The sequence below is a fragment of the Herbiconiux oxytropis genome (assembly GCF_024979315.1).
Taxonomy (GTDB): Bacteria; Actinomycetota; Actinomycetes; order Actinomycetales; family Microbacteriaceae; genus Herbiconiux; species Herbiconiux oxytropis.
Genome location: NZ_JANLCK010000001.1, coordinates 602,530 through 627,604, shown reverse-complemented (window position 1 = coordinate 627,604; position 25,075 = coordinate 602,530). Strand labels below are relative to the sequence as shown.

Annotated in this window: 37 protein-coding genes; 36 read left to right on the top strand and 1 reads right to left on the bottom strand. The window is 66.6% G+C overall.

The window, feature by feature from the left end; translation table 11 throughout:
* Positions 1-119 precede the first annotated feature (119 nt).
* The 25 genes from N1028_RS03110 (at position 120) to map (ending at position 14,820) form a co-directional block, all read left to right on the top strand.
* Positions 120-1,079 (top strand): DNA topoisomerase IB, encoded by a 960-nt coding sequence (locus N1028_RS03110; RefSeq protein WP_259525343.1) that lies wholly within the window; start codon positions 120-122, stop codon positions 1,077-1,079.
* A gap of 196 nt (positions 1,080-1,275) precedes the next feature.
* On the top strand, positions 1,276-2,043 hold the full coding sequence (locus N1028_RS03105; protein WP_259525310.1) for a fructosamine kinase family protein: 768 nt from the start codon (positions 1,276-1,278) through the stop codon (positions 2,041-2,043).
* Between the two features lie 265 nt (positions 2,044-2,308).
* On the top strand, positions 2,309-2,617 hold the full coding sequence (gene rpsJ, locus N1028_RS03100; RefSeq protein ID WP_092547990.1) for a 30S ribosomal protein S10: 309 nt from the start codon (positions 2,309-2,311) through the stop codon (positions 2,615-2,617).
* A 24-nt stretch (positions 2,618-2,641) separates the two neighbouring features.
* A complete protein-coding gene (gene rplC, locus N1028_RS03095) occupies positions 2,642-3,298 on the top strand; it encodes a 50S ribosomal protein L3 (RefSeq protein WP_259525309.1) in 657 nt (218 codons plus the stop codon).
* Positions 3,299-3,301: 3 nt separating this feature from the next.
* Complete coding sequence (rplD, locus tag N1028_RS03090; RefSeq protein ID WP_259525308.1) at positions 3,302-3,961, top strand: 50S ribosomal protein L4; 660 nt, start codon at positions 3,302-3,304, stop codon at positions 3,959-3,961.
* Positions 3,958-4,263, top strand: a complete 306-nt coding sequence (rplW, locus tag N1028_RS03085; RefSeq protein WP_259525307.1) for a 50S ribosomal protein L23 — start codon at positions 3,958-3,960, stop codon at positions 4,261-4,263. Before rplD ends, rplW begins: the two co-directional genes overlap by 4 nt.
* Positions 4,264-4,288: 25 nt before the next feature.
* A complete protein-coding gene (gene rplB / locus N1028_RS03080; RefSeq protein WP_066041181.1) occupies positions 4,289-5,128 on the top strand; it encodes a 50S ribosomal protein L2 in 840 nt (279 codons plus the stop codon).
* A gap of 12 nt (positions 5,129-5,140) precedes the next feature.
* A complete protein-coding gene (gene rpsS, locus N1028_RS03075; RefSeq protein WP_137837176.1) occupies positions 5,141-5,422 on the top strand; it encodes a 30S ribosomal protein S19 in 282 nt (93 codons plus the stop codon).
* Between the two features lie 27 nt (positions 5,423-5,449).
* On the top strand, positions 5,450-5,842 hold the full coding sequence (rplV, locus tag N1028_RS03070) for a 50S ribosomal protein L22 (protein WP_259525306.1): 393 nt from the start codon (positions 5,450-5,452) through the stop codon (positions 5,840-5,842).
* A complete protein-coding gene (gene rpsC / locus N1028_RS03065) occupies positions 5,842-6,606 on the top strand; it encodes a 30S ribosomal protein S3 (RefSeq protein ID WP_173183340.1) in 765 nt (254 codons plus the stop codon). Before rplV ends, rpsC begins: the two co-directional genes overlap by 1 nt.
* Positions 6,607-6,608: 2 nt before the next feature.
* Entirely contained in the window at positions 6,609-7,028 is a 420-nt protein-coding gene (gene rplP / locus N1028_RS03060) for a 50S ribosomal protein L16 (RefSeq protein WP_259479945.1), read from the top strand.
* Complete coding sequence (rpmC, locus tag N1028_RS03055) at positions 7,028-7,339, top strand: 50S ribosomal protein L29 (RefSeq protein ID WP_259525304.1); 312 nt, start codon at positions 7,028-7,030, stop codon at positions 7,337-7,339. Before rplP ends, rpmC begins: the two co-directional genes overlap by 1 nt.
* Positions 7,339-7,662, top strand: a complete 324-nt coding sequence (gene rpsQ / locus N1028_RS03050) for a 30S ribosomal protein S17 (RefSeq protein ID WP_259525303.1) — start codon at positions 7,339-7,341, stop codon at positions 7,660-7,662. The genes rpmC and rpsQ overlap by 1 nt, the downstream gene beginning before the upstream one ends.
* Entirely contained in the window at positions 7,663-8,031 is a 369-nt protein-coding gene (gene rplN, locus N1028_RS03045; RefSeq protein WP_137837171.1) for a 50S ribosomal protein L14, read from the top strand. It abuts the gene before it with no gap.
* A 2-nt stretch (positions 8,032-8,033) separates the two neighbouring features.
* Positions 8,034-8,393, top strand: coding sequence for a 50S ribosomal protein L24 (rplX, locus tag N1028_RS03040; protein ID WP_259525301.1), 360 nt, complete (start codon positions 8,034-8,036; stop codon positions 8,391-8,393).
* Complete coding sequence (gene rplE, locus N1028_RS03035; RefSeq protein WP_259525300.1) at positions 8,393-8,980, top strand: 50S ribosomal protein L5; 588 nt, start codon at positions 8,393-8,395, stop codon at positions 8,978-8,980. Before rplX ends, rplE begins: the two co-directional genes overlap by 1 nt.
* 79 nt (positions 8,981-9,059) lie before the next feature.
* Positions 9,060-9,458 carry a 30S ribosomal protein S8 gene (gene rpsH, locus N1028_RS03030; RefSeq protein ID WP_259525299.1) on the top strand — a complete coding sequence of 133 codons (399 nt, stop codon included), beginning with the start codon at positions 9,060-9,062 and terminating at the stop codon, positions 9,456-9,458.
* Positions 9,459-9,464: 6 nt separating this feature from the next.
* Positions 9,465-10,001 carry a 50S ribosomal protein L6 gene (gene rplF, locus N1028_RS03025; protein WP_259525298.1) on the top strand — a complete coding sequence of 179 codons (537 nt, stop codon included), beginning with the start codon at positions 9,465-9,467 and terminating at the stop codon, positions 9,999-10,001.
* A 3-nt stretch (positions 10,002-10,004) separates the two neighbouring features.
* A complete protein-coding gene (rplR, locus tag N1028_RS03020) occupies positions 10,005-10,376 on the top strand; it encodes a 50S ribosomal protein L18 (RefSeq protein WP_259525297.1) in 372 nt (123 codons plus the stop codon).
* A gap of 32 nt (positions 10,377-10,408) precedes the next feature.
* Complete coding sequence (gene rpsE, locus N1028_RS03015; RefSeq protein WP_291045857.1) at positions 10,409-11,065, top strand: 30S ribosomal protein S5; 657 nt, start codon at positions 10,409-10,411, stop codon at positions 11,063-11,065.
* Positions 11,065-11,247, top strand: a complete 183-nt coding sequence (gene rpmD, locus N1028_RS03010) for a 50S ribosomal protein L30 (RefSeq protein ID WP_259525341.1) — start codon at positions 11,065-11,067, stop codon at positions 11,245-11,247. The genes rpsE and rpmD overlap by 1 nt, the downstream gene beginning before the upstream one ends.
* The gene (gene rplO, locus N1028_RS03005; RefSeq protein ID WP_259525296.1) at positions 11,247-11,945 is read left to right on the top strand and encodes a 50S ribosomal protein L15; all 699 of its coding nucleotides are present in this window, start codon (positions 11,247-11,249) and stop codon (positions 11,943-11,945) included. Before rpmD ends, rplO begins: the two co-directional genes overlap by 1 nt.
* A 132-nt stretch (positions 11,946-12,077) precedes the next feature.
* The gene (gene secY, locus N1028_RS03000; RefSeq protein ID WP_259525295.1) at positions 12,078-13,400 is read left to right on the top strand and encodes a preprotein translocase subunit SecY; all 1,323 of its coding nucleotides are present in this window, start codon (positions 12,078-12,080) and stop codon (positions 13,398-13,400) included.
* Entirely contained in the window at positions 13,397-13,963 is a 567-nt protein-coding gene (locus tag N1028_RS02995) for an adenylate kinase (protein ID WP_259525294.1), read from the top strand. Before secY ends, N1028_RS02995 begins: the two co-directional genes overlap by 4 nt.
* A gap of 5 nt (positions 13,964-13,968) precedes the next feature.
* Positions 13,969-14,820: a type I methionyl aminopeptidase gene (map, locus tag N1028_RS02990; protein ID WP_259525293.1), complete on the top strand. Its 852-nt coding sequence runs from the start codon at positions 13,969-13,971 to the stop codon at positions 14,818-14,820.
* A gap of 13 nt (positions 14,821-14,833) precedes the next feature.
* Here map and N1028_RS02985 read toward each other — a convergent pair whose 3' ends face one another.
* The gene (locus tag N1028_RS02985) at positions 14,834-16,756 is read right to left on the bottom strand and encodes a BglG family transcription antiterminator (protein WP_259525292.1); all 1,923 of its coding nucleotides are present in this window, start codon (positions 16,754-16,756) and stop codon (positions 14,834-14,836) included.
* A gap of 76 nt (positions 16,757-16,832) precedes the next feature.
* Between N1028_RS02985 and N1028_RS02980 the strand changes: the two genes are divergently transcribed.
* The 11 genes from N1028_RS02980 (at position 16,833) to N1028_RS02930 (ending at position 25,056) form a co-directional block, all read left to right on the top strand.
* Positions 16,833-17,204 carry a PTS sugar transporter subunit IIB gene (locus tag N1028_RS02980; RefSeq protein WP_259525291.1) on the top strand — a complete coding sequence of 124 codons (372 nt, stop codon included), beginning with the start codon at positions 16,833-16,835 and terminating at the stop codon, positions 17,202-17,204.
* Positions 17,205-17,227: 23 nt separating this feature from the next.
* Complete coding sequence (locus N1028_RS02975) at positions 17,228-17,494, top strand: HPr family phosphocarrier protein (RefSeq protein ID WP_259525290.1); 267 nt, start codon at positions 17,228-17,230, stop codon at positions 17,492-17,494.
* Positions 17,494-19,152 (top strand): phosphoenolpyruvate--protein phosphotransferase, encoded by a 1,659-nt coding sequence (gene ptsP / locus N1028_RS02970; RefSeq protein WP_259525289.1) that lies wholly within the window; start codon positions 17,494-17,496, stop codon positions 19,150-19,152. Before N1028_RS02975 ends, ptsP begins: the two co-directional genes overlap by 1 nt.
* Positions 19,153-19,232: 80 nt before the next feature.
* Positions 19,233-20,825 carry a PTS mannitol transporter subunit IIBC gene (locus tag N1028_RS02965; protein WP_259525288.1) on the top strand — a complete coding sequence of 531 codons (1,593 nt, stop codon included), beginning with the start codon at positions 19,233-19,235 and terminating at the stop codon, positions 20,823-20,825.
* 25 nt (positions 20,826-20,850) lie between these two features.
* Positions 20,851-21,282 carry a PTS mannitol transporter subunit IIA gene (locus N1028_RS02960; RefSeq protein ID WP_259525286.1) on the top strand — a complete coding sequence of 144 codons (432 nt, stop codon included), beginning with the start codon at positions 20,851-20,853 and terminating at the stop codon, positions 21,280-21,282.
* Positions 21,283-21,319: 37 nt separating this feature from the next.
* The gene (locus N1028_RS02955) at positions 21,320-22,471 is read left to right on the top strand and encodes a mannitol-1-phosphate 5-dehydrogenase (RefSeq protein ID WP_259525285.1); all 1,152 of its coding nucleotides are present in this window, start codon (positions 21,320-21,322) and stop codon (positions 22,469-22,471) included.
* 123 nt (positions 22,472-22,594) lie between these two features.
* Positions 22,595-22,816, top strand: a complete 222-nt coding sequence (infA, locus tag N1028_RS02950) for a translation initiation factor IF-1 (protein ID WP_022883252.1) — start codon at positions 22,595-22,597, stop codon at positions 22,814-22,816.
* Positions 22,817-22,881: 65 nt separating this feature from the next.
* On the top strand, positions 22,882-22,998 hold the full coding sequence (gene rpmJ / locus N1028_RS02945) for a 50S ribosomal protein L36 (protein ID WP_022898361.1): 117 nt from the start codon (positions 22,882-22,884) through the stop codon (positions 22,996-22,998).
* Between the two features lie 145 nt (positions 22,999-23,143).
* Complete coding sequence (gene rpsM, locus N1028_RS02940; RefSeq protein WP_066041126.1) at positions 23,144-23,521, top strand: 30S ribosomal protein S13; 378 nt, start codon at positions 23,144-23,146, stop codon at positions 23,519-23,521.
* Between the two features lie 31 nt (positions 23,522-23,552).
* Positions 23,553-23,951, top strand: a complete 399-nt coding sequence (gene rpsK / locus N1028_RS02935) for a 30S ribosomal protein S11 (protein WP_022896808.1) — start codon at positions 23,553-23,555, stop codon at positions 23,949-23,951.
* A gap of 115 nt (positions 23,952-24,066) precedes the next feature.
* The gene (locus tag N1028_RS02930) at positions 24,067-25,056 is read left to right on the top strand and encodes a DNA-directed RNA polymerase subunit alpha (RefSeq protein ID WP_259525284.1); all 990 of its coding nucleotides are present in this window, start codon (positions 24,067-24,069) and stop codon (positions 25,054-25,056) included.
* Positions 25,057-25,075 lie beyond the last annotated feature (19 nt).

Here is a 25,075-nt window from a genome sequence, read left to right as displayed (position 1 = left end):
CTCTGCGCCGATGGTACTGCAAGGGGGACCTTGTGGGAGAGTAGGACACCGCCGGACTTACTTTGAAAGAGGCCAGCCTTCGGGCTGGCCTCTTTTCATTTAAGGGGTTGGATTGTCTCATGCCCCGCCTGCGTCGATCCGATTCCGCAGGTCGCGGCATCCACCGTCTGAAGTCCGGCAAGGGCTTCACCTACCGGGATCACTCCGGTGAGACGGTCACCGACCCCGAGCTGCGGGCGCGGATCGAGCACCTGGCGATCCCCCCGGCGTGGACGGACGTCTGGATCGCGCCCTATGCGAACGGGCACATCCAGGCAACGGGGGTGGATGGCGCCGGCCGACGCCAATACATCTACCACCCCACCTGGCGCGAGCAGAAGGATCGGATTAAGTTCGATCGAGCTCTCGCGCTGGCCGAGTCACTGCCGGCCGCTCGCCGTCAGGTCACGATCGATCTTCGTGGAGAGGGCTTCTCGGAGCAGCGTGTTCTCGCTGCCGGGTTCAGAATGCTCGACACCGGCTCTCTGAGGGTGGGCAGCGAGCGCTACGCCGTGCAACACGGGAGTCACGGACTCACCACCCTGCTGTGCGCGCACGCGTCCACGAGCGGCGACACCGTGCATCTCGGATTCCCGGCCAAGAGCGGGCAGGAGTGGGATTCCGATATCGTGGACGCCGACCTCGCCGCACTCGTCCGTCTGCTCAAGCGCCGGGGTCCGAACGCGCGACTGCTCGCCTGGAAGGACGGGCGGCGGTGGCATCCGGTGGATGCGTCGGACATCAATGCCTACGTGCGGGAGCGCACCGGTGGCGATTTCACCGCCAAGGACTTCCGCACGCTGCATGGCACGGCGGCCGCCGCGGTGAGTCTCGCTCGTTCGGGCCTGAAATCCTCGAAGTCCGCTCGTAGCAAGGCGCTTGCTCAGGCGATGCGGGACGCTGCCTCGGTGCTCGGCAACACGCCCACGATCGCCAAGAACAGCTACGTGGATCCTCGGATCGTCGATCACTACCGTGCGGGAGAGGTCATCGATCCCGCACGACCCGAGTCGGAGCTGCGCTCCCTGCTCTTCCGTTAGAAGTCAAGGCTTGTGTTCTCCGTCAGGGAGCGCAGAATAGGGGCACTCGTTCTTACGGGAGGCTCGCCGCCAGACGCTGCGAACAGGGCTGGATCGTGAGCGACCAGCGTATTTTGACGACTGGGCTCCGGGTTCTCCCGTAAGAACGTTCCTTCCCCGTCACGCGGCGGAAACGTTGTGGGCCTAGCGTGGAAGCGTGTTCCGCAAGTCCGATCCCGTCGTGCCTGAGGGCTTCTACGAAGCCGAGGCCGCGGGTCTGGCGTGGCTGCGCGACGCCGGGGGAGTCCCGGTCGTCTCCGTCCACTCCGTGTCTGAGGAGGCCATCGAGCTCGAGGAGCTGCGGAGCGCTCGCCCCAGCCGCGAAGCCGCACGGCGCTTCGGCGAACTGCTCGCCGCCACACACCGGGCCGGCGCGCCGTCGTTCGGTGCGGCGCCTGCGGGCTGGGACGGCCCCTGCTACATCGGTCGGCGCAGCATGACCACGGGTGACTTCGGGCCGTGGAGCGAGTTCTATCCCGAGCAGCGCGTGCGTCCGTACGCGGAGCAGGCCGTGGCGAGGGGCAATATCTCGGCCGACGGCTTCCAGACCGTCCTGCGCGCGTGCGATCTCATCCGATCCGGGATCTTCGACGACGCCGAGCCACCGGCGCGCCTGCACGGCGACCTCTGGTCAGGCAACGTGATGTGGACTCCGACCGGTGTCGTGCTCATCGATCCCGCCGCGCACGGAGGCCACCGCGAGACCGACCTCGCCATGCTGCTGCTGTTCGGGGCGCCCTTCTTGGAGGACATCCTGACGGCGTACGATCACGCGCATCCGCTCGCCCCCGGCTGGCACGAGCGGGTGCCGCTGCACCAGATGTTCCCGCTGGCGGTGCACGCTGTGGGGCACGGTCCGAGCTACGGGCTGGAGCTCGAGCGGGCCGCGGCAGCCGTGCTCCGGACGGCCGGCGGAGGCGCGTGATCGACCGCGACACGCCCGGGTTGCAAGTGCCGCTGGAATGTGGCACACTCTTCTAGTTCAACATTTCCGGGCCGCCGTGTGCGCGCTCTGATCACTGTCTTGGCAGTGCATAGCTCCAGAAGCTAGGCCGCAGGCAGCAGAACACAGCTTAATCGCCACCTTCATCTCTCTAGGGAGACGTCTGTGCGCGGAGTGCTTGATAGCAAAACAGTGGGCGTCCAATGCAGTCGAGGCTGTATGACGCGAGACAGAGAGAGAGTCACACATGGCGGGACAGAAGATCCGCATTCGACTTAAGTCGTATGACCACGAGGTCATCGACACCTCGGCGCGCAAGATCGTGGACACGGTCACGCGTGCAGGTGCAACGGTCGTCGGCCCCGTGCCGCTTCCGACCGAGAAGAACGTGATCGCCGTGATCCGTTCGCCGCACAAGTACAAGGACAGCCGCGAGCACTTCGAGATGCGCACGCACAAGCGCCTCATCGACATCATCGACCCGACGCCGAAGGCCGTCGACTCGCTCATGCGTCTCGACCTGCCCGCCGACGTCAACATCGAGATCAAGCTCTGAGCGCGAAGGGACTAGGCAATCACTATGGCTCTCGCAGCTAAGACTTCCAAGGGACTGCTCGGCAAGAAGCTCGGCATGACCCAGGTGTGGGACGAGAACAACCGTCTCATCCCCGTGACCGTCGTCGAGATCTCGACGAACGTCGTCACCCAGATCCGTACCCCGGAGAAGGACGGCTACGCAGCCGTCCAGATCGCCGCCGGTCAGATCGACCCGCGCAAGGTGAACAAGCCCAGCGCCGGCCACTTCGAGGCCGCAGGGGTCACCCCGCGTCGTCACCTCACCGAGATCCGCACCGCGGACGCCGCTGACTACACCGTCGGCCAGGAGCTCACCGCCGAGAGCGTGTTCGAGGCCGGCCAGAAGGTCGACGTCATGGGCACCTCCAAGGGCAAGGGCTTCGCCGGTGTCATGAAGCGCCACAACTTTAAGGGTGTCTCCGCTTCGCACGGTTCGCACCGCAACCACCGCAAGCCCGGCTCGATCGGTGCGTCGTCGACGCCCAGCCGAGTCTTCAAGGGCATGCGCATGGCCGGCCGCATGGGTGGCGAGCGCGTCACCGTGCTCAACCTGGTCGTCCACTCGGTCGACGCCGAGAAGGGACTGGTGCTCGTCAAGGGTGCGGTTCCCGGCGCCAAGGGCCGTCTCGTTTTCGTTCGTAACGCAGTGAAGGGGGCGTAGTCCATGACTGACGCAACTCGCACGCTCGATGTCCTCGACGTCGCCGGCAAGAAGTCCGGAACCGTCGAGCTGCCCGCCGAGATCTTCGACGTGCAGGCCAACATCCCGCTCATCCACCAGGTCGTCGTCGCCCAGCTCGCCGCCGCCCGCCAGGGAACCCACAAGACCAAGCGTCGTGGTGAGGTCTCCGGTGCCGGCCGCAAGCCGTTCAAGCAGAAGGGAACCGGTCGCGCTCGTCAGGGCTCGATCCGCGCTCCCCAGATGACCGGCGGTGGCATCGTCCACGGACCCGTGCCCCGCAACTACTCGCAGCGCACCCCCAAGAAGATGATCGCCGCGGCCCTGCTCGGCGCCGTCTCGGATCGCGCCCGCGGCGGCCGCCTCCACATCGTGGAGTCGCTCTCGCAGGGTGAGACGCCGTCGACCAAGGCCGTCAACGAGTTCCTCGCCACGATCGCCTCCTCGAAGCACGTGCTCATCGTGCTCGAGCGCGACGACCAGCTGAGCCTCCGCAGCGTTCGCAACATCCCGACCGTTCACGTGCTGCCTGCAGACCAGCTGAACGCCTACGACGTCCTCGTCTCCGACGACATCGTCTTCACCAAGGGCTCCTTCGATGCGTTCGTCGCAGCGAAGACCAAGAAGGAAGAGGTTTCCGCATGAGCAACGCAGCCTTCAACAAGGACCCGCGCGACATCATCCTGTCTCCCGTCGTCTCGGAGAAGAGCTACGGCCTGATCGACCAGGGCAAGTACACCTTCGTGGTGGACCCCCGCTCGAACAAGACCGAGATCAAGCTCGCCATCGAGAAGATCTTCCAGGTGGAGGTCGCCTCGATCAACACCCTGAACCGCACGGGCAAGACCCGTCGCACCAAGTTCGGCCAGGGCAAGCGCAAGGACACCAAGCGCGCGATCGTGACGCTCAAGTCCGGATCCATCGACATCTTCACGGCCGTCGGCTAGGCACGGAAGCTAGAGGAAAAGACACATGGCTATTCGCAAGTACAAGCCCACGACCCCTGGTCGTCGCGGTTCGTCCGTCTCGGACTTCGCCGAGATCACCCGCTCGACCCCTGAGAAGTCGCTGCTCCGTCCGCTCTCCAAGACCGGTGGCCGCAACAACCAGGGCCGCATCACGACCCGTCACATCGGTGGTGGCCACAAGCGCCAGTACCGCGTCATCGACTTCCGTCGCAATGACAAGGACGGCGTGAACGCCAAGGTCGCGCACATCGAGTACGACCCCAACCGCACCGCCCGCATCGCGCTGCTCCACTTCGTGGACGGCACGAAGCGCTACATCCTCGCGCCGAACAAGCTCGCCCAGGGCGACATCGTCGAGTCGGGTGCCGGCGCGGACATCAAGCCCGGCAACAACCTGCCGCTGCGCAACATCCCCACCGGTACGGTCATCCACGCGATCGAGCTGAAGCCGGGCGGCGGTGCCAAGATGGCGCGTTCCGCCGGTGCCTCCGTGCGTCTCGTGGCGAAGGACGGCCCCTACGCGCAGCTCCGTCTGCCCTCGGGCGAGATCCGCAACGTGGATGCGCGTTGCCGCGCCACGATCGGCGAGGTCGGCAACGCCGAGCAGTCGAACATCAACTGGGGCAAGGCCGGCCGCAACCGCTGGAAGGGCATCCGCCCGACCGTCCGTGGTGTCGCCATGAACCCGGTCGACCACCCGCACGGTGGTGGTGAGGGCAAGACGTCCGGTGGACGTCACCCCGTCAGCCCGTGGGGTCAGGCCGAAGGCCGTACCCGTCACCCCAACAAGGAAAGCGACAAGCTCATCGTGCGTCGCCGGACCGTCGGCAAGAAGCGTAAGTAGGAGTCTCAGAAAATGCCACGCAGTCTCAAAAAGGGCCCCTTCGTCGACGACCACCTGTACCGCAAGGTCGTCACCGCGAACGAAGCCGGTTCGAAGAACGTCATCAAGACCTGGTCGCGCCGCTCGATGATCATCCCCGCGTTCCTCGGGCACACGATCGCCGTGCACGACGGCCGCAAGCACATCCCGGTGTTCATCACCGAGACCATGGTGGGTCACAAGCTGGGCGAGTTCGCCCCGACCCGCACCTTCCGTGGACACGTGAAGGACGACAAGAAGGGCCGTCGCCGCTAACCGCGGCGACGTGAAGGAGGAAGAGAAATGGTGGAGTCGATCGCACGCGTGCGTCACATCCGCGTCACCCCCATGAAGGCCCGTCGTGTCGTCAACCTGATCCGCGGCCGTCAGGCCGTCGAGGCACTGGCCATCCTGAAGTTCGCCCCCCAGGGCGCCTCGGAGCCGGTGTACAAGCTGGTCGCATCGGCGATCGCCAACGCCCGGGTCAAGGCAGATGCCTCGAACAGCTACCTCGACGAGCAGGATCTGTTCATCACGAAGGCGTTCGTCGACCAGGGAGCCACGCTCAAGCGTTTCCAGCCGCGTGCTCAGGGACGAGCGTTCCAGATTCTCAAGCGAACCAGCCACATCACGATCGTCCTGGCCACGCCGGACGACGTCGATGCCCCCGCTGCGAGCAAGAAGGTGAGCAAGTAATGGGCCAGAAAGTCAATCCGTACGGCTTCCGTCTCGGAATCACCACCGACCACGTGTCGCGCTGGTTCTCCGACAGCACGAAGAAGGGTCAGCGCTACAGCGACTACGTCGCTGAGGACGTGAAGATCCGCAACCTGCTGAAGACCTCGCTCGACCGCGCCGGTGTTGCGAAGATCGAGATCGAGCGCACACGTGACCGCGTCCGCGTCGACATCCACACCGCCCGTCCGGGCATCGTGATCGGTCGTCGTGGCGCCGAGGCCGAGCGCATCCGCTCGGACCTCGAGAAGCTCACGGGCAAGCAGATCCAGCTGAACATCCTCGAGGTCAAGAACCCCGAGGCCGAGGCTCAGCTCGTGGCTCAGGGCATCGCCGAGCAGCTGACCGCCCGCGTGGCGTTCCGCCGTGCGATGCGCAAGGGCCTGCAGGGCGCTCAGCGCGCCGGCGCTAAGGGTGTCCGCATCCAGGTGTCCGGCCGTCTCGGCGGCGCCGAGATGAGCCGCTCGGAGTTCTACCGTGAGGGCCGCGTTCCGCTGCACACCCTCCGCGCCAACATCGACTACGGCTTCTACGAGGCCAAGACGACGTTCGGCCGCATCGGTGTGAAGGTCTGGATCTACAAGGGCGACATCACCAACAAGGAGCTCGCTCGCGAGCAGGCCAACCAGAAGTCGTCGCGCCCCGAGCGCGGTGACCGTGACCGTCCGCGCCGCAACTCCGCCCCCAAGGCGGACGCACCGGTCGCAGCAGGAGTTGAGGCGTAACCATGCTTATCCCCCGTCGAGTAAAGCACCGCAAGCAGCACCACCCGGGACGCAGTGGCCAGGCCACCGGCGGCACCACGGTGAACTTCGGTGAGTACGGCATCCAGGCCCTCACCCCCGCCTACGTGACCAACCGTCAGATCGAGTCCGCTCGTATCGCGATGACCCGTCACATCAAGCGTGGTGGAAAGGTGTGGATCAACATCTACCCCGACCGTCCGCTCACGAAGAAGCCTGCTGAGACCCGCATGGGTTCCGGTAAGGGTTCTCCCGAGTGGTGGGTCGCCAACGTCAAGCCGGGACGCGTGCTGTTCGAGCTGAGCGGGGTCAACGAGACCATCGCTCGCGAGGCACTGACCCGTGCAATTCACAAGCTGCCTCTCAAGGCACGCATCATCAAGCGCGAGGAGGGCGACGCGTAATGGCGATCGGTTCTAAGGAGCTCGCCTCGGCGGAGCTCGACACGTTCGAAGATTCCCGACTTCTCGAGGAGCTTCGCAAGGCCAAGGAAGAGCTGTTCAACCTGCGCTTCCAGTCGGCCACCGGGCAGCTCGAAAGCCACGGACGCCTGCGCTCCGTGAAGCGCGACATCGCTCGGATCTACACCGTCATCCGTGAGCGCGAGCTCGGCATCCGTGCCACTCCCGCCCCCGTCGAGGCTCCGGCCAAGACGACCAAGAAGTCATCCAAGAAGGCCGCTGACGCTGCCGAGACCGAGGAGGCCAGCAAGTAATGGCTAAAACCGAAGAGAAGGTCACGGACGCCGGACACGAGTCGGCCGCCCACGACGTCAAGGACGAGGCAGCCCGCGGATACCGCAAGGCCCGCCGCGGCTACGTCACGAGCGACAAGATGGACAAGACCATCGTCGTCGAGGTCGAGGACCGCGTGAAGCACCCGCTGTACGGCAAGGTCATCCGCCGCACCTCCAAGGTGAAGGCGCACGACGAGACCAACAGCGCCGGCATCGGCGACCTCGTGCTCATCAACGAGACCCGTCCCCTGTCGGCGACCAAGCGCTGGCGTCTGGTCGAGATCCTGGAAAAGGCGAAGTAAATGCTGCAGCAAGAATCACGAGTCAAGGTTGCCGACAACACCGGCGCCAAGGAACTCCTGACGATTCGCGTGCTCGGTGGATCGGGCCGTCGTTACGCCGGCCTCGGCGATGTCATCGTCGCGACCGTCAAGGACGCCATCCCCGGCGGAAACGTCAAGAAGGGCGATGTGGTCAAGGCCGTCATCGTCCGCACCGTCAAGTCGACCCGTCGTCCCGACGGCTCGTACATCAAGTTCGACGAGAACGCCGCAGTGATCCTGAAGAACGACGGTGACCCCCGTGGCACCCGTATCTTCGGCCCCGTCGGTCGTGAGCTCCGTGACAAGAAGTTCATGAAGATCATCTCGCTGGCACCGGAGGTTATCTAGTCATGGCGAACATCAAGAAGGGTGACCTGGTTCAGGTCATCTCCGGATCCAGCGAGGCCCGCGGCGGAGACCGCGGCAAGCAGGGTCGTGTCATCGAGGTGCAGGTCGAGAAGGACCGCGTCATCGTCGAGGGCGTGAACTTCGTCACGAAGCACGTCCGCGTCGGCCAGTCGCAGCGCGGCACCAAGACCGGCGGCATCGAGACGATGGAGGCGCCGATCCACGTGTCGAACGTCGCCCTCGTCGACCCCGAGACCAAGAAGCCGACGCGCGTCGGCCACCGCAACGAAGAAGTCACGAAGGACGGCGTCACCAAGACGGTCCGCGTTCGTTACGCGAAGAAGTCAGGAAAAGACCTCTGATGAGCACCGAGACTGCCGCGCCCGCTGGCAAAATCCAGCCGCGCCTGAAGCAGAAGTACAAGAACGAGATCGTCGCGCAGCTGACGAAGGACTTCGACTTCACGAACGTGCACCAGGTGCCCGGACTCGTGAAGATCGTGGTCAACACCGGTGTCGGCGAGGCCGCCCGCGATGGCAAGGTCATCGACGGCGCGGTCAAGGACCTCACCGCGATCACCGGTCAGAAGCCGCAGGTCACGAAGGCCCGCAAGTCGATCGCGCAGTTCAAGCTGCGTGAGGGACAGCCCATCGGCGCCCACGTCACGCTCCGTGGTGACCGCGCCTGGGAGTTCCTGGACCGCCTGCTCTCGCTCGCGCTTCCCCGTATCCGCGACTTCCGTGGTCTCTCGGACAAGCAGTTCGACGGCCGCGGCAACTACACCTTCGGTCTGACCGAGCAGTCGATGTTCCACGAGATCGACCAGGACAAGATCGACCGCGTGCGTGGTTTCGATATCACCGTCGTGACCACCGCGAAGACCGACGACGAGGGACGCGCGCTGCTCAAGGCGCTCGGCTTCCCCTTCAAGACGGCCGAAAACTCCTAAGCACCACCCCACCCACGACGACCACAGGTCGGCTCGCTCGTAAAGCGTGTCCGAAACCAGGCGCGAAAGGCAACACATCATGACAATGACAGATCCGGTCGCAGACATGCTGACCAGACTGCGCAACGCGAACTCGGCACACCACGACACCGTGTCGATGCCGCACTCGAAGCTCAAGTCGCACATCGCCGAGATCCTCAAGTCGGAGGGCTACATCTCCGGCTGGGAGGTCGCCGACGCCAAGGTCGGCCAGACGCTCACGCTGAGCCTCAAGTTCGGCCCGAACCGCGAGCGTTCGATCGCGGGCATCAAGCGCGTCTCCAAGCCCGGTCTCCGCGTCTACGCGAAGTCGACCGAGATCCCCACCGTGCTCGGTGGCCTCGGCGTCGCGATCCTGTCCACCTCCTCTGGTCTCCTCACGGACCGTCAGGCGAGCAAGAAGGGCGTGGGTGGGGAAGTCCTCGCCTACGTGTGGTAACCGACAATGTCACGTATCGGACGTCTTCCCATCGACATCCCCACCGGCGTCACCGTCTCGATCGCCGGCCAGGACGTCACCGTCAAGGGCCCGAAGGGTGAGCTCGCGCTCACCATCGCCGCTCCCATCGCCGCCACGGTCGAGGAGAACCAGGTTCTCGTCACCCGTCCCGACGACGAGCGCACCTCGCGCTCGCTGCACGGTCTGACCCGCACGCTGATCGCCAACCAGATCATCGGCGTCACCACGGGCTACTCCAAGAGCCTCGAGGTCGTCGGCACGGGTTACCGCGTCGCCGCCAAGGGCTCCGGCGTGGAGTTCGCGCTCGGGTACTCCCACCCCATCTCGGTCGAACCGCCTGCGGGCATCACGTTCACCGTCGAGGGAAACAACAAGCTCACGGTCAACGGCATCGACAAGCAGGCCGTCGGTGAGGTTGCCGCCAACATTCGCAAGCTGCGCAAGCCCGAGCCCTACAAGGGCAAGGGCGTGCGCTACGCCGGCGAGGTCGTTCGCCGCAAGGCCGGAAAGAGTGGTAAGTAAGCCATGGCTACTGGAACCAGAGGAAAGTCGAAGTCCGCAGCCCGCGACCGCCGGCACGCGCGACTCCGCAAGAAGGTCGAAGGCACCCCGGCGCGTCCGCGTCTCGTGGTCACCCGTTCGGCTCGTCACGTCTTCGTGCAGGTCGTCGACGACAGCAAGGGCCACACCCTCGCGTCGGCCTCGACCCTCGAGACCGATCTCCGCAGCTTCGACGGTGACAAGACCGCCAAGGCGAAGAAGGTCGGCGAGCTCGTGGCCGAGCGCGCCAAGCTGGCCGGCATCGAGGCCGTGGTCTTCGACCGCGGCGGTAACCGTTACGCCGGTCGTGTCGCCGCGATCGCCGATGGAGCACGAGAGGGCGGTCTGAACCTGTGAGCGAGAACATCAAGGAGCCCGACGTGGCAGCAATCACCGAGGCGCCCGTGGAGACGGCCGCATCGAGCGGCCAGAACCAGAGCGAGCCCCGCGAGGCACGCCGTGGCGGCCGTGAGCGCAACCCCAACCGCGGTGACCGCGGCGGGCGCGACGCCGACAAGAGCCAGTTCCTGGAGCGCGTCGTCACCATCAACCGCGTCTCGAAGGTCGTGAAGGGTGGTCGTCGCTTCAGCTTCACCGCTCTCGTGGTCGTCGGCGACGGCAACGGTCTGGTGGGCGTCGGCTACGGCAAGGCCCGCGAGGTCCCGACCGCCATCTCCAAGGGCGTCGAGGAGGCGAAGAAGAACTTCTTCCGCGTCCCCCGCGTCGGCAACACGATCCCCCACCCGGTTCAGGGTGAGGCGGCCGCCGGTGTGGTGCTCCTGCGCCCCGCCGCCGCCGGTACCGGCGTCATCGCCGGTGGCCCGGTGCGCGCCGTCCTCGAGTGCGCCGGCATCCACGACATCCTCTCGAAGTCGCTCGGTTCGTCGAACACGATCAACATCGTGCACGCGACCGTCGAGGCACTGCAGCAGCTCGAAGAGCCGCGCGCCGTCGCCGCTCGCCGTGGCCTCGACTTCGAAGACGTCGCCCCTGCCCGCCTCGTGCGCGCCGAGGCCGACGCTCTAGCTGCGAAGGCAGGTGCATGATGGCGAACCTGAAGGTGACCCAGATCAAGTCCAAGATCAGCGAGAAGCAGAACCAGCGGGACACGCTGCGCAGCCTCGGACTGAAGCGCATCGGTCAGACCGTCGTGCGCGAAGACAACGCCCAGAACCGGGGCTACGTGCGCACCGTCGCACACCTGGTGAAGGTCGAGGAGATTGACTAATGGCTGAAGAAGAAGCCAAGGAGACCGCTAAGGCGGCTCCGAAGAAGGCTGCTGCCCCCAAGAAGGCACCTGCCGAGAAGGCCGCCCCCAAGGCTGCTGCGGAGAAGGCTCCGGCCAAGGCCGCCGCTCCCAAGAAGGCTGCTGCGCCGAAGGCCGCCGCGCCCAAGGCCGACAAGGCCGCCGACGCCGAGGTGAAGGCTCCGGCCGCCGCCAAGGCGCCCAAGGCCGCTGCCAAGTCCGACGAGGCCGCTGCTCCCCGCGAGCAGGTCCTGAAGGTGCACCACCTCCGTCCCGCTCCCGGCGCCAAGAAGGCACGCACGCGTGTCGGCCGTGGTGAGGGCTCGAAGGGTAAGACCGCCGGCCGTGGCACCAAGGGCACGAAGGCCCGCTACCAGGTGCGCGTCGGCTTCGAGGGTGGGCAGATGCCGCTGCACATGCGCACCCCGAAGCTCCGCGGTTTCAAGAACCCGTTCCGCGTGGAGTACCAGGTCGTGAACCTGGACAAGCTCGCGGAGCTCTACCCCGCCGGTGGAGATGTCACCATCTCCGACCTGGTGGCGAAGGGCGCGGTTCGCAAGAACGAGAAGGTCAAGGTCCTCGGTGATGGCGACATCTCCGTGAAGCTGACCGTCGCGGTCGACAAGGTCTCCGGCTCCGCTGAGCAGAAGATCGTCGCCGCGGGTGGTTCCGTCAAGTAGGTATCGCTGATCCGGTGACCCGATCCGTAGACCGAGCACAGATACGTCACGAGAATGATGTAGCCTGTCGAGGCCACGAATCGGGTCACCGGATTTCTTGGCATTGAGCCACACGAACGCAGGAGGCCCTTTTTGTTCAAAGCCGTCGCGAGGATCTTCCGTACGCCGGATCTCCGCAGAAAGATTGGCTTCACGCTCGGCATCGTCGCGCTGTTCCGTCTGGGATCATTCATCCCCGCCCCCTTCGTGGACTTCGGAAACGTGCAGACCTGTCTGGTGGCCAACCAAGGCACGTCGGGCCTCTACGAGCTCGTCAACCTGTTCTCAGGTGGCGCGCTGCTCCAGCTGTCGATCTTCGCGCTGGGCATCATGCCGTACATCACGGCGTCGATCATCGTGCAGCTGCTGCGCGTGGTCATCCCCCACTTCGAGACCCTCCACAAAGAGGGCCAGGCCGGTCAGTCGAAGCTCACGCAGTACACGCGCTACCTGACCATCGCCCTCGGCGTGCTGCAGTCGACGACGCTCATCACGGTGGCCCGCTCGGGCGCCCTGTTCGGCACCTCGACCGTCGCCGAGTGCGGCCAGCTCATCACCAACGACGCCTGGTACGCCATCCTGCTCATGGTCATCACCATGACCGCGGGCACCGGCGTCATCATGTGGTTCGGAGAGATGATCACCGAGCGCGGCATCGGCAACGGCATGTCGCTGCTGATCTTCACCTCGATCGCCTCGACCTTCCCGTCGTCGCTCTGGCTCATCGCCGAGACCCGCGGCTTCGAGACGTTCCTGCTGGTGCTCGGTGTGGGAATCGCGGTGGTCGCGGCCGTCGTGTTCGTGGAGCTCTCGCAGAGACGCATCCCCGTGCAGTACGCCAAGCGCGTGGTGGGCAGGCGCACCTACGGCGGCAACAACACCTACATCCCGATCAAGGTCAACATGGCCGGCGTCGTGCCCGTCATCTTCGCGTCGTCGCTGCTGTACCTGCCGGCCCTCATCGCCCAGTTCAACCAGCCCGCAGCGGGGGAGACCCCGGCCGGCTGGGTGACCTGGATCAACAACTATCTGGTGCGCGGCGATCACCCGCTGTACATGCTGTTGTATTTCCTGCTCATCGTCGGCTTCACCTACTTCTACGTCGCGATCACCTTCAACCCCGAAGAGGTCGCCGACAACATGAAGAAGTTCGGTGGCTTCATCCCCGGCATCCGTGCGGGGCGGCCGACGGCCGAGTACCTCGACTACGTGCTGACGCGCATCACGCTGCCCGGCTCGATCTACCTGGGTCTCGTCGCGCTGCTGCCGCTGATAGCACTCGTGCTGGTGGGCGCGAACCAGAACTTCCCGTTCGGTGGCGCGTCGATCCTGATCATCGTGGGCGTGGGTCTCGAGACCGTGAAGCAGATCGACTCCCAGCTGCAGCAGCGGCACTATGAGGGACTGCTTCGATGAGGCTGCTGCTCATCGGGCCGCCCGGTGCCGGCAAGGGCACGCAGGCGGCCCGGCTGTCGAAGACCTACGACATCCCCGCGATCTCGACCGGCGACATCTTCCGCGAGAACGTCAAGGGCGGCACGGAGCTCGGCCTGAAGGCCAAGGAGTACATGGACGCGGGGCAGTACGTGCCCGACGCGCTCACGAACGACCTGGTGCGCGACCGCCTCGGCCAGAGCGACGCGGCCGACGGGTTCCTGCTCGACGGCTACCCGCGCACTCTGCAGCAGGTCGAGGAGCTCGACGACATCCTGGGTGTGGCGGGCGTCACGCTCGACGCGGTCGTCGTGCTCACCGCCGACACCGACGAGGTCGTCTCCCGGCTGCTGAAGCGCTCGGCCGAGCAGGGTCGCAGCGACGACACCGAAGAGGTCATCCGCAAGCGGCTCGACGTCTACGCCGAGCAGACCGCTCCGCTGATCGAGGTCTACGCGGGGCGTCAGCTCGTGCTCGAGGTCGATGGCCTCGGCAGCGTCGACGAGGTCACCGAGCGCATCGTCGCCGCGCTGTCCGGCCACTGAGCAGGATGCTGGGTCGCAACAAGGGCATCTACAAGACGCCCGCCGAGCTCCGGCTCATGGTCGAACCCGGCCTCGTGACCGCGGCCTCTCTCGCAGCCGTGAGGGCTGCGATCGCCCCCGGCGTGTCGACCCTCGAGCTCGACGCGATCGCAGACAGGGTGATCCGCGAGCGGGGCGGCCGCTCGAACTTCCAGCTGGTGCCCGGCTACGCGCACACCGTCTGCGCGTCGGTCAACGACGACATCGTGCACGGCATCCCCGGTTCGCGCCTCCTGCAGCCGGGCGACATCGTGTCGATCGACAGCGGAGCCGACGTGGGCGGGTGGAACGGGGACTCGGCCATCACCGTGGTGCTCGACGACCCGACGCGTCCCGACGAGGTCGCCGCGCGCCGCCTCCTCTCCGAGGTCACGGAGCAGTCGCTCTGGCACGGCATCGCCCGGCTCGCGACCGCCCGGCACCTCAATGAGGTGGGCGAGGCGATCGAGGAGTACGTGGAGGAGCATCCGTCGGTGGCCGAGGGAGCCGTCTACGGCATCCTCACCGACTACATCGGGCACGGGATCGGGCGCAGCATGCACGAGGCGCCGCCGGTGTTCAACTACCGCGTGCGCCAGCGCGGCCCCGAGGTGAAGCCCGGGCTCGTGGTGGCGATCGAGCCGATGATCACTGCCGGCACGACCGAGACGTTCGTGCGCGACGACGAGTGGACCGTGGCCTCGGCCGACGGCAGCATGTCGAGCCACTGGGAGCACTCGGTGGCCGTGCACAAGGACGGCATCTGGGTGCTGACCGCCGAAGACGGGGGAGCGGCGGCGCTCGCGCCGCTCGGCGTGACGCCCGTCCCGATCCCGTAGGCTCCGACGGCGCTCAGGCCTCCATGACGTGCACGAGCTCGTCGATGAAGGAGGCGAAGTCGTTCGAGCGGCGCACGATGCGCTGCAGGTCGTCCCGGTCGGAGAAGACCTCGACCAGCTGGTCGAAGACGGTCTGGAAGCCGCGCCTGCCGCTCTCGCTGAAGGCGATCAGGGCGATGACGTTCACCCGGTTCTCACCCCAGGGCATGGGGGTCTCGTTGACGACGATCGAGATCGCCGTGCGGCTCGCGCTCATCACCATGGCGTGGGGAACGGCGATGGTGTCGGTGAAGGCGGTCGACGACATCCGCTCGCGCTCGATCGCGCCCTCGACGTAGCTGTCGTCGATCACCCGGAGTCCGACCATGGCGCGGCCGAGCGTGCGGATCATCTCGGCCTCGGAGTCGGCAGCGAGGTTCCGCCAGAAGAGGCGCTCGTCGAAGTACTGCAGCAGCTCGTCCTTCAACCGCATGCGCCGACGATGGCGGCGCACGGCGGTCACACCACGGCGGACTGCTTCGATATCGGCCTCGGTGAGGAAGGGCGGCACGACGACGACGTTCTCCCGCGCGGCCTGCACGGGGATGGTGGTGACGACGATGTCGGAGGAGAGGGCGTTCCAGTCGACGTCGGCGCGCGTGATGACGACCTCGACCTCCAGCTCGGAACCGAGAGCGGCCTCGAGCCGCTCGCGGAGCGCCAGGTGCATCTCGTAGTAGTTGGGGCTCACGATCGCGCAGCTCACGCGCTCCTGCCGGAGATTCCTCCGCTCGAGATACGAACCGACGTGCAGGGCGATGTAGGCGATCTCGTCTTCGTTGACCGTGATGTCGTAGCCGCGCTGGATCTGGCTGGCGATGAAGACAGCGAGCTCGTAGATCATGGGGTACGAGCCCTTGATGGAGCGCGTCATGGGATTGCGGGAGAACGAGTTCTCCTGAGCCCGCGCCACGAGGTTGCGGATGTGGAGGCCGAGCCGCACGGTGAAGTCCTCGTCATCGAGGTCGACGAGGTACTCGTCGCTCGCGAGCCGCACGATCCGCCGCATCTCGGCGAGATCCTCGGCGCCGAGATAGGTCTCGGCCACGAACTCGGTGGGTTCGTTGTGCCCAGGGGTCAGAACCCGCGTGGTCAGGAGCACCGAGAGGTAGCTGAGCTCACGCACGCCGAGTGCCGCGTCGAAGTGCGAGCGGATGAGCTCGTCGAGGTGACCTGCGACCTCGCGGATCGTCTCGGAGGCCTTCGGGCCCTCCGCCGGCTCGATCGAGAGGTTCTTGCCCACACGGTCGACCGCGATCACGATGTGCAGCAGCACGTTGTCGATCGAGTACTCATTGACGAAGTAGCCGTTGCCGTCGAGCATCGCGATGAGGTCCGACTTGAAGCCCGAGAGGTTCTCCGAGGAGAACTCGCGCTGGATGTTCTCCAGGTCGAGGAAGCCCTGCGCGCTCTCGTCGCGGAACACCCGGCTGAGCAGCCGCCGGCGATTGAGCTCGCTCCCGGCGAGCGACACGGTGCTGCCACGACGCACGAGCGAGAGCCCCGCGTCGTCGACGAGGAGCTTGGCCTTCCGGAGATCGGCTTCGACGGTGGACTCGCTCACGAAGAGGTTGGCCGCGAGGTCGTAGATGTCGAGTCCCGCGGGGGCGTCACCGAGCGCCCGGATGATGAAGTGGACGCGTTCGCGGGGACTCCCGGTATCGGTCTCGCGCGAACGGCGCGCGGCCATGAACGTGGCGTAGGCATCCCGGTTCAACCGGTACCCGCTCGTGGAGGAGGCGATGACCTCGAGCGGCTTCGCCGCCGTCTTGACGCTCGTGACGTAGCTCCGCACGCTCCGTGTCGTGACCCCGAGCCGGTCGGCGAGCTCGCCCGCCGTGACCCAGTCGTCGGCCGCCGCGAGGTAGTCCAGCAGACGCTCGTACTTCGCTCTCATCACCAGTCACCCTAGACGCTTCCGGGGGTGCGGAAGGAAAGCTGCTGGATGCGCGGGCGGGGATGACGGAGTATCGATGAAGATCGAAGCAGGACGCGAGGAGGCGTGCGTGGACAAGGTGCTCATCGTCTGCGGTGCAGGAGCATCGAGCACCTTTCTCGCGCTCCGGTTGCGCCGGGTGGCCCGGGATCGCGACCTCGATCTGATCGTCGAGGCCGGCACACTGCCGGACGTCAACGAGAGGCTCGCCGCCACGAGCGTCCTGATGGTCGGACCCCACCTCTTTGCGCAGTTCGAGGAACTGAACAGGCGCGCGGCAGCGGTGGGTGCGAGAGCCGCCCTTCTGCCGGACACCGTGTTCGGGCCGGAAGGGGCGGAGATCGCCGCCGACATCGTGACAGGACTCCTCGGTGCGCCACGGGGACCGCAGAACATCGCTCAGGGATGAGCGGGAGCTAAGGAGATTGACTGATGGCTGAACGTACCGTCGAGATGGCATCCGCCCATGGGCTGCACGCGCGCCCGGCGTCCCTCTTCACCCAGGCCGTCGCGAAGGCGGGCCTTCCGGTGCAGCTCTCCAAGGGCGACAAGTCGGTGAACGCCGCGAGCATCCTCGGCGTGATCTCGCTCGGGATCGAGCAGGGCGACACCGTGACCCTCGTCTCCGAGGCCGACGGCGCCGACGCTGTGCTCGACGAGCTCGCCCAGCTCCTCGCCACCGATCTGGACGCCGCCTGATGGGCGACGTGCTGCACGGCACCGGCATCGGCCGCGGCATCGCCGTGGGCACCGTGCTCCGGATGCCCGAACCCCTCCCCGAGCCCGCCGACGACACGAGCGCCCTGACGCCCGACGCCGAGAAGGAGCGCGCACGTGCCTCCCTCGCCGCCGCCGCCGCGATCATCCGCCTCCGCGGCGAGCGGGCGGGAGGCTCCGCCAAGGAGGTGCTCGAGGCGCAGGCCTTCATGGCCGAGGACCCGACGCTCATCGACGACGTGGGTGTGCGGATCGACTCGGGCAAGACCGCCGAGCGCGCCGTCTACGAGGCGTTCGCCGCGTTCCGCGACCTGCTCGTGAGCATGGGCGGTTACATGGGGGAGCGCGCCACCGATCTCGACGACGTCTCCCAGCGCGTGGTCGCTCACCTGCGGGGCGTGGCCGCACCCGGCGTTCCCGACCCGGAGCATCCGTTCGTGCTCGTCGCCCGCGATCTCGCGCCGGCCGACACCGCGCTCCTCGACCTCTCCAAGGTGCTCGCCCTGGTGACCAGCGACGGCGGACCGACCTCGCACACGGCCATCCTCGCCCGAGAGAAGTCGATCGTCGCGGTCGTGGGAGTCACCGGCGCGCTCGAGCTTGCCGACAGCACTGAGATCGTGGTCGACGCGGCGACCGGTGACGTGACGGTTGCGCCCGACGAGGCGACCCGCGCGGCCGCCCTGGCGCGTGCCGCCGAGCTCAAGGCCGCACGGAGTGCCGCGACCGGGCCCGGCGCGCTCGCCGACGGCACCCCGGTGCCGCTGCTCGCGAACCTCGGCTCGGCCGACGGCGCGGCGGATGCGGTGGAGAAGGGCGCCGAGGGCGTCGGGCTCTTCCGCACCGAGTTCCTGTTCCTGGATTCCGCGACGGCCCCCACGGTGGAGGAGCAGAAGGCGCAGTACGTGCGCCTCCTGCAGGCCTTCCCCGGCAAGAAGGTCGTCGTGCGCGCCCTCGACGCCGGCGCCGACAAGCCGCTGAGCTTCCTCAACGACGCCGCCGAGGAGAACCCGGCCCTCGGGCTCCGCGGTCTCCGCGCCCTCCGCGCCAACGAGCCCATCCTGCGCGACCAGCTGCGCGCGCTCGCCGAGGCCGACGCCGAGACCGACGCCGACGTCTGGGTCATGGCGCCGATGGTCTCGACCGTCGAGGAGACCCGCTACTTCACCGCCCTCGCGCGTCAGCTCGGGCTGAAGACCGCCGGCGTCATGGTGGAGGTGCCCTCCTCGGCGCTGCTCGCCGATCGCATCCTCGCCGACGCCGACTTCGCCTCCATCGGCACCAACGACCTCACCCAGTACACGCTCGCGGCCGACCGGTTGCTCGGCTCGGTCGCCTCGTTCCAGGATCCCTGGCACCCGGCCGTGCTGAAGCTCGTAGGCGAGGTCGGCAAGGCGGGCCGCACGACCGGCAAGCCCGTCGGCATCTGCGGCGAGGCGGCGGCCGACCCGCTGCTCGCCGTCGTGCTCGTGGGCCTCGGCGCCACGACGCTCTCGATGTCGCCGTCGGCGCTCGCCGACGTGCGGGCCGAGCTCGCTCGCTTCACGCTCGACGAGGCCCGCCGGTTCGCCGATCTGGCCCTCTCGGCCAACAGCGCTGTGGAGGCCCGCGCCGCGGTCACCTCCGCCGCGACCCCCTGAGACGCACCACAGAACACCACGCACCTGGCAACGCACCATCACCCGGACACCGAGAACACCACAGAAACGGAGCAGTCGTCATGACAACGACGTCAGAAACGAAGCAGGGAGGCGGAGCCCGAGTGCGCGTCCAGCGCTTCGGCACCTTCCTCAGCGGCATGGTCATGCCGAACATCCCGGCGTTCATCGCCTGGGGGCTCATCACGAGCCTCTTCATCGCCACCGGCTGGCTGCCCAACGGCATCCTGGGCGGGTTCGGCAACGCGGATCTGATCGGCTGGCAGGGCGCGGCCACGCAGCTCTCGCTCGCAGAGGACGGCACGACGTTCCCGCAGTACCTCGGCCTCGTGGGACCGATGATCACCTACATGCTGCCGCTGCTCATCGCGAACACCGGTGGCCGGATGGTCTACGGCGCGCGAGGCGGCGTGGTGGGTGTCGTGGCCACGATGGGTGTCATCGTCGGTGCGTCCGTCCCGATGTTCATCGGTGCCATGATCATGGGTCCCCTCGGCGCCTGGCTGATCAAGCAGGTCGACAAGATCTGGGCCGGCAAGATCAAGGCCGGCTTCGAGATGCTCGTGGACAACTTCTCCGCGGGCATCGTGGCGGGGATCCTCGCCATCGCCGGCTTCTTCGGCATCGCGCCGCTGATCTCGGGCCTGACCGCCATCCTGCAAGGCGCCATCCAGTGGCTCGTCGATCTCGGCCTGCTGCCCCTCGTGAGCCTCCTCGTGGAGCCGGCGAAGGTCCTCTTCCTCAACAACGCGATCAACCACGGTGTGTTCACGAGCCTCGGGGCGACCCAGGTGGCCGAGACGGGCAAGTCGATCCTGTTCCTCATCGAGGCCAACCCCGGCCCCGGCGTCGGAATCCTGATCGCGTTCTCGATCTTCGGCATCGGGCTCGCGAAGGCGAGTGCTCCTGGCGCGATCATCATCCAGTTCTTCGGGGGGATCCACGAGATCTACTTCCCGTACGTGCTGTCGAAGCCGCTCACCATCCTGGCAGCGATGGCCGGTGGGGCTGCGGGTGTGGCCGTGAACGTGCTCTTCAACACGGGCCTGCGGAGCCCCGCATCGCCCGGATCCATCATCGCGATCATGATCAATGCGGTTCCCGACAGCTACGTCGGCATCGCACTGTCGGTGATCGTCTCCGCAGCCGTGTCCTTCCTCATCACCGCAGTCATCCTGCGAGCGAGCCGGAAGCGCGACCTCGAGCGCGGCGATGACGGCGACCTGGCCGCGGCCGTGGCCCAGACCCAGGCCAACAAGGGCAAGGAGTCGAGCGTGCTCGGCAACCTCCGCGCCGAGGGCGTTCCCGCCGGAGATGCCGAGGCCGTGGCCGAGGAGACCTCGCTGCTCACCGACCAGCGCCCGATCTCGAACATCGTGTTCGCCTGCGACGCCGGAATGGGCTCGAGCGCCATGGGCGCATCGGTCCTGCGGAATAAGATCAAGAAGGCGGGCATCGACGGCGTCACCGTGGTGAACAAGTCGATCGCAAGCCTCGAGGATGACGTCGACCTCGTGATCACCCAGCGCGAGCTCACGCCGCGGGCGCAGGAGCGCACGCCGAGCGCGGAGCACGTGTCGGTCGACAACTTCATGAACAGCCCGCGGTACGAGGAAGTCATCGCGAAGCTCAAGCAGCAGCACGGCGTCGAGTAGACGCCTGCAGGAGAGGGAGAAGCCCATGGCCGTACTGGAACCGTCGCAGATCCGACTGAGCGGCACCGCGCGCACCAAGGAGGATGCGATCGCCGAGGCGGCCGCCATCCTGGTCGCTGCCGGAGCCGTCACCGGGGAGTACCTCGACTTCATGCTCCAGCGCGAGGAGACGGTCTCGACGTACATGGGCAACTTCCTCGCCATCCCGCACGGCACGAACGAGGGCAAGGACACGATCCTCGAATCCGCGCTCTCGTTCGTGCGGTACGACGACGCCCTCGACTGGGGCGGCGAAGAGGTGCGCTTCGTGGTCGGCATCGCCGGCAAGGAGGGTGGACACATGGAGATCCTCACCAAGATCGCCATCGTCTTCAGCGACGACGACGAGGTCGCGAAGCTGCTGGCCGCGGGAACCCCCGACGAGATCCTCGAGATCCTCGGCGACGTCAACGAATAGTGCCGCACTCGAGTCCGGCCGAATGAAGGAGAGCCCCATGAAAGCCGTGCATTTCGGAGCCGGGAACATCGGCCGGGGCTTCGTGGGGCTCATCCTTCACGAGGCAGGCTACGAGCTCGTCTTCGCCGACGTGAACGCCGAGCTCATCGACGCCTTGGCGGCATCGCCGAGCTACGACGTGCATGCGGTGGGGGAGAACTCCTCCACCCGCACGGTCACCGGCTATCGCGCCCTCAACAGCGGCAGCGACGAGGATGCGGTGGTCGCCGAGATCGCCACCGCAGCGCTCGTGACGACCGCTGTGGGCCCGAACATCCTGAAGTTCGTGGCGCCCGTGATCGCGCGCGCCCTCGAGGCGCGCGATGCCGCGCTGCCGCCCCTGCACGTCATGGCGTGCGAGAACGCCATCAACGCGACCGATGTGCTCAAGGCGGAGATCGTGGGCCGCCTCGACGGCGGCGAGGCCTCCGAGACGCTCGGCCGCGCGATCTTCGCGAACACCGCGGTGGACCGCATCGTGCCGAACCAGGCGCCCGGCGCCGGGCTCGACGTGACGGTCGAGGACTTCTTCGAGTGGGCGATCGAGGAGGGCCCGTTCCGCGGAGCCGCCCCGAGCATCCCGGCCGCCCACTTCGTGGCGGACCTGGCCCCCTACATCGAGCGGAAGCTCTTCACGGTCAACACCGGGCACGCCACCACGGCGTACCACGGCTGGATCGAGGGCGCCTCGACCCTTGCCGATGCGCTCGCCGTGCCGCAGGTCTTCCGCGAGGTGAAGGCGGTGCTCCAGGAGACCAAGGCGCTGCTCGTGGCGAAGCACGAGTTCGACCCGGCCACCCAGGAGGCCTACCTCGAGAAGAACCTCGTGCGGTTCGCCAACCCCTACCTCACCGACACCCCCGAGCGGGTCGGGCGGCAGCCGCTGCGGAAGATCAGCCGGCACGAGCGCTTCATCGGGCCGGCCGCCGAGCTGGCCGAGCGCGGGCTGCCGCGCGAGGCGCTGCTGCGCGCCGTGCGCGCCGCCCTGCGCTTCGACGCCCCGAGCGACCCGCAGAGCGCCGAGCTCGCCGAGCTGCTGACGCGCCTGAGCCCCGAGGAGTTCGCCGACCAGGTCTGCGGCATCGAGACCGGGCACCCGCTGCACGAGGAGCTCGCAGCCGTGGTGCGCTCTATAGACTCCGATCGGTGATTGCGCAAGGGCGATTCGTAGCGTAAGCTCGATCTTTGGTGTTTTGGGCCCGTTGTCACGTGACGACAGGCATCCGAATCTCCGCACGACCAGCAGAATCCTATTTTTAGCGACAGTGAGGCTATGGCCAAAAAAGACGGTGTTATCGAGATCGAAGGCGCAGTCGTCGAGGCGCTCCCGAACGCCATGTTCCGGGTGGAGCTGACGAACGGCCACAAGGTGCTTGCCCACATCTCGGGCAAGATGCGCCAGCACTACATCCGCATCCTCCCCGAGGACCGCGTGATCGTGGAGCTGAGCCCCTACGACCTCACCCGTGGCCGGATCGTCTACCGCTACAAGTAGCCGCTGCTGGAAAGTAACGGCCCCTGGCATTCCACGGGGTACGAGGACAGCGAAGAGAGAAAACAATGAAGGTCAACCCGAGCGTCAAGCCCATCTGCGAGCACTGCCGCGTCATTCGCCGCAACGGTCGCGTCATGGTGATCTGCAAGAGCAACCCGCGCCACAAGCAGCGCCAGGGCTAGCAAGAACTCCTGGGCTCCGGCCCGGACACAAGAAACGGCAGTGTCAGAAGCTGCCCGGTGAGAGCCGGGCAGCGGACACCTTCGGTCGGAGGCCGAAGCACATTCACTGTCACAGACCTCCACTCATCAACAGGAGATAGCCACAATGGCACGTCTAGCAGGAGTTGACATTCCCCGCGACAAGCGCGTGGAAGTTGCCCTCACGTACATCTACGGGGTCGGCCGCACGCGCGCGCTGAAGACCCTCGCCGACACCGAGATCTCGGGCGACATCCGCGTCAAGGATCTCTCCGACGACCAGCTGGTCGCTCTCCGCGACTACATCGAGGGCAACTACAAGGTGGAGGGTGACCTCCGCCGTGAGGTCGCCGCCGACATCCGCCGCAAGGTCGAGATCGGCTCCTACGAGGGCGTCCGCCACCGCAAGGGCCTCCCCGTTCGCGGTCAGCGCACCAAGACCAACGCTCGCACCCGCAAGGGCCCGAAGCGCACCGTCGCCGGCAAGAAGAAGGCCGGCCGCTAAGCGCGCCGACTGACAGGACCAGGAGAGAATTATGGCAACCCCCAAGTCGGCCGTTCGCAAGCCGCGCAAGAAAGAGAAGAAGAACGTCGCCGTGGGCCAGGCCCACATCAAGTCGACCTTCAACAACACCATCGTGTCGATCACCGACACCACCGGTGCCGTCATCAGCTGGGCCTCCTCGGGTGGCGTCGGCTTCAAGGGCTCGCGCAAGTCGACCCCGTTCGCCGCACAGCTCGCTGCCGAGTCGGCCGCGCGCCAGGCTCAGGAGCACGGCATGAAGAAGGTCGACGTCTTCGTCAAGGGACCGGGCTCCGGCCGCGAGACCGCGATCCGCTCGCTCCAGGCCGCCGGCCTCGAGGTGGGTTCGATCAACGACGTCACCCCGCAGGCGCACAACGGCTGCCGCCCGCCCAAGCGCCGCCGCGTTTGACCTTTCCGCACTGAACCGACGGGGCCCTCATGGGCCCCGTCGGTGAAGTCGTTCACAACTCAATACCTCGTCACGTGAGTGTCATATAGCGGACACTCAGCCGAAAGGAATAACAGTGCTCATTGCACAGCGCCCCACTCTCACCGAGGAGAACATCTCGGAGTTCCGTTCGCGGTTCGTCATCGAGCCGCTCGAGCCCGGCTTCGGCTACACCCTCGGCAACTCGCTCCGCCGCACCCTCCTCTCGTCGATCCCGGGTGCTGCCGTCACGAGCATCCGTCTCGACGGCGTGCTGCACGAGTTCAGCACCATCCCGGGTGTGAAGGAAGACGTCACCGAGATCATCCTCAACGTCAAGGGCCTCGTCGTCTCGAGCGAGCACGACGAGCCGATCACGGCGTACCTCCGGAAGCACGCTTCCGGTGAGGTCACCGCGGCCGACATCTCGGCTCCGGCCGGTGTCGAGATCCACAACCCCGAGCTCGTGATCGCGACGCTCAACGACAAGGCGAAGTTCGAGCTCGAGCTCATCATCGAGCGCGGCCGCGGCTACGTCTCGGCGACCCAGAACCGCAGCGAGTTCTCCGAGGCCGGTCAGATCCCGATCGACTCGATCTACTCGCCCGTGCTCAAGGTCACCTACCGTGTCGAGGCCACCCGTGCCGGTGAGCGCACCGACTTCGACCGCCTCGTGGTCGACGTGGAGACGAAGCCAGCCATCACGCCGCGCGACGCCATCGCCTCGGCCGGCCGCACCCTGACCGAGCTGTTCGGTCTGGCCCGCGAGCTCAACTCCGCTGCCGAGGGCATCGAGATCGGCCCCGCGCCGGTCGACGCCGTCCTCTCGAGCGAGCTCTCGGTTCCGATCGAGGACCTCGACCTGTCCGTGCGCTCGTACAACTGCCTCAAGCGCGAGGGCATCAACACGGTCTCCGAGCTCGTCGCCCTCTCGGAGACGCAGCTCATGAACATCCGCAACTTCGGACAGAAGTCGGTCGATGAGGTGAAGGACAAGCTCGTGGAGCTCGGACTCTCACTGAAGGACACCGTTCCCGGTTTCGACGGCGCCCACTTCTACGGCGGCTACGACGAAGAGAACGTCTGACCACGTCTCGTCGTCTGCC